This window comes from Mycobacterium sp. E735 (genome assembly GCF_001666955.1).
Lineage (GTDB): Bacteria > Actinomycetota > Actinomycetes > Mycobacteriales > Mycobacteriaceae > Mycobacterium.
The window spans coordinates 1-3,176 of the sequence record NZ_LZIX01000180.1 but is presented as its reverse complement, the minus strand read 5'-3'; the positions used below and the strand labels follow the sequence as shown (position 1 = coordinate 3,176).

Sequence of the window (3,176 nt, the reverse complement as noted above, 5' to 3'; positions counted from 1 at the left end):
CAGCATCCCGGTCACCAGCAGCAACCACGTTCGCGGATCGGTCTCCACCACGTTGGGGGGCGTGCCGCGGGTGTGCCTGGGGCCGGCGATGCATTGCACCGCGACGAACGGCGGGATCCGCACCTCGACGCTGGCCCCGGGCGCCACCGCTGCCACGGTGCGGGCGGTGAGCCGGACCGCGGCCCCGAGGCTCTCGCGATCGGGAACGGGCCGGGTCGCGTCCCGCAACCAGTCCGCAACGGCCAACACGGCCTGCCGGGTCTTTGCCGGATCGGCCTTTTGACGGGCGGCCATACCCTAGGGTCTCAAACTCATGGAGCGTCGTCGCTTGCGGCGCGGGCCACCGTACAAGTCCGTCGGCCTCGTGACGCTCGTCATCATGGGGTTGGTCGGGTCGCTGCTGTATCTGCAGTTTCGCGGCGAGCTCACGCCGACAACGAAGCTGACGATGGTGGCGGCCCGGGCCGGCCTGGTATTGGATCCCGGCTCCAAGGTCACCTACAACGGTGTCCAGATCGGCCGCGTGGCCGGCATTTCGGAGATCACCCGCGACGGCAGGCCGGCCGCCAGGGTGACGCTGGATGTCAGCCCCAGGTATCTCGAGCTCATCCCGGCCAACGTGGCGGCCACCATCAAGGCGACAACGGTGTTCGGCAACAAGTACGTCGCGCTGACTTCGCCGCCCAAGCCCGCGGCGCAATCGATCACACCGTCGACCGTGATCGACGCGACCGCGGTGACCACAGAGTTCAACACCGTGTTCGAGACGCTCATGTCGATCGCGGAGAAGGTCGATCAGGTCAAGGTGAACCTGACGCTCAGCGCGGCGGCGCAAGCGCTGACGGGACTGGGCGAGAAGTTCGGCGACTCGTTGGTCAACGGCAACGCGATTCTCGACGACGTGAACGCCCGCATGCCCGCGATCCGCTTCGACGTTGCGCGGTTGGCCGCTCTCGGCGAGACGTACTCCAGCGCTTCGCCTGACCTATGGGACGCCCTCGACCACGCGGTGACCGCGGCGCGCACGCTGAACCGGCAGCAAGCCGATCTGGACGCGGCGCTGCTGGCGGCGGCCGGGCTCGGGGGCGCGGGCGCAGACGTGTTCGGGCGCGGCGGCCCCAACCTGGCGCGCGGGGCCACCGATCTGGTCACCCCCAGCCAGCTGCTCGACGAATACAGCCCGGAAATCTTCTGCACCATAAGGAATTTCGCTGAAGTTGGGCCCAGGATTCACAATGCGCTCGGCGACAACGGCTACTCGCTCGGCGCCCACGCGGCCGGCGGCATCACCGGGGCGCCGAGCCCGTACATCTGGCCGGAGAACCTGCCCCGTACCAACGCCCGGGGCGGTCCCGGCGGCCGACCGGGCTGTTGGCAGACGATAACCCGAGAACTGTGGCCGGCCCCGCTCCTGGTGATGGACACCGGCGCGAGCATGGCTCCCTACAACCACTTCGAGCTCGGCTCCCCACTTTTCACCGAGCACGTGTGGGGTCGCCAGCTCGGTGACTACACCATCAACCCGTGACGTCGCACGCCCAGCGCGGCGATCGCGCCGGCCTCGTTGATGGCCAAGTGCACCAGCATGGGAGCGGCCACGCTGCCGGAACGGTCTGCGAGCCAACCGAATAGCCAGCCCGCGACGCCCGTCACCAACACCGTGCCCAGCACCGGGTCGCCCGCCGCTCGCGCATCCGCGACATGGGAGAGCCCAAAGCTCGCCGCTTGCAACAACCTTGCGCCGGACCTTCCGTAGGCAGCGGAAGCGGCGGTGGTGAGCGCCGCGCGGAACGCGGCCTCCTCGGCCCACACGGTGCCGACGGGGATGCGCAGCAGCAGCCAGCCGGCCACCGACCCGGTCGGCTCGCGGTCTGCCATGGACGCCCGCACCGTCGGCACCGCCGTCGCTGCGGCGATCGCGCCCGCCGCGGCGGCCCCGGCCGCCGACCCCAGCCGCAGCCCCGCCCACAACCGCGGTGCGGTCAGCCCCAACGGTGCGCGCGTCACAACCACCAGCACTCCGGCCGCCGCCGCTTGGGTCGTCACCCGCCACGCCGTGGGCAGCCGGGGCCCGACGAAGCTCCAGCCCACCAGGGCGGCGGCCAACGCGAACGCACGGGCCCGACGGAAGTCGCGCTCGCCCATCAGGATTCGTCGCTGCGGCTCATCCGAAGAGGCGCGGCAGCACCGCCTCGGACGTCTCGCGCAGTTCGGCCAGCGACACGGTGAACAGGCCCTGAACCTCCACCCCGTCCGAGGCCTGGTCGACGACGCCGATGCGCACCGCGGGCAGCCCGCGCGCCTCGCACATCGCCCGGAACCGGCTCTCCTCGGTGCGGGGCACCGCCGCCAGAACCCGGCCCGCGGACTCGGAGAACAACGTGACGAACGGATCGGCGCCCTCGGGAAGGACGATGCGGCAGCCGGTTTCGCCCGCGAGTGCCGCCTCCACGATGGCCTGCGCAAGCCCACCTTCGGACAGGTCGTGCGCGGCGGACACCAGCCCGTCGCGTGACGCCGCGCTCAGCACTTCGGCCAGCAGTTTTTCGCGCGCCAGGTCGACCGCGGGCGGCACCCCGCCCAGGTGGTCGCCGCTCACCTGCGCCCAGATGGAACCGTCGAATTCGTCGCGAGTATCGCCCAGCAGCATCAGGGTCTCGCCCGGCTCGCCGCCCAGGCCCGTCGGAATGCGCCGGCCCACATCGTCGAGCACGCCGAGCACACCGACCACCGGCGTCGGCAGGATGGCCGCCGACCCGGTCTGGTTGTAGAAGCTGACGTTGCCGCCGGTCACCGGAATGCCAAGGGCCGCACAACCATCGGCCAGTCCCCGCACCGCCTGCGAGAACTGCCACATCACCCCGGGATCTTCCGGAGAACCGAAGTTGAGGCAGTTGGTCACCGCGACCGGGGTCGCGCCCGTGACCGCGACGTTGCGGTAGGCCTCGGCCAGGGCCAGTTGTGCTCCGACATAGGGATCGAGCAGCGTGTAGCGACCCGACGCGTCGGTCGACAGCGCGATGCCGCGGCCCGTGGCCTCGTCGACGCGAAGCACGCCGCCGTCGGCGTGCTCGGCCAGCACGGTGTTGCCGCGCACGTAGCGGTCGTACTGTTCGGTGATGAACGCGCGGCTGCACAGGTGCGGGCTGCCCAGCAGGGCAAGCAAAGTCGCGCGC

4 protein-coding genes are annotated in these 3,176 nt (G+C 70.7%); 1 reads left to right on the top strand and 3 read right to left on the bottom strand.

The genetic code is table 11. The annotated features are described in order from the left end of the window. A partial coding sequence (locus tag A5704_RS14290) for a sterol carrier family protein (RefSeq protein WP_067889544.1) occupies positions 1-294 on the bottom strand: 294 nt, incomplete at its 3' end. A 19-nt stretch (positions 295-313) separates the two neighbouring features. On the opposite strand from A5704_RS14290, the gene A5704_RS14285 reads away from it, so the two are divergent. Beyond that, positions 314-1,528 carry an MCE family protein gene (locus tag A5704_RS14285; RefSeq protein WP_067889541.1) on the top strand — a complete coding sequence of 405 codons (1,215 nt, stop codon included), beginning with the start codon at positions 314-316 and terminating at the stop codon, positions 1,526-1,528. On the opposite strand, the gene A5704_RS14280 is transcribed toward A5704_RS14285, so the two are convergent. Both A5704_RS14280 and A5704_RS14275 read right to left on the bottom strand, forming a co-directional pair. Next, positions 1,510-2,145 carry a CPBP family intramembrane glutamic endopeptidase gene (locus A5704_RS14280; RefSeq protein ID WP_067889538.1) on the bottom strand — a complete coding sequence of 212 codons (636 nt, stop codon included), beginning with the start codon at positions 2,143-2,145 and terminating at the stop codon, positions 1,510-1,512. The two genes, A5704_RS14285 and A5704_RS14280, sit on opposite strands and share 19 nt — an antisense overlap. Positions 2,146-2,164: 19 nt before the next feature. Continuing rightward, positions 2,165-3,176, bottom strand: a 1,012-nt coding sequence (locus A5704_RS14275; protein ID WP_231969109.1) for an AIR synthase-related protein, incomplete at its 5' end; no start/stop codon positions are given.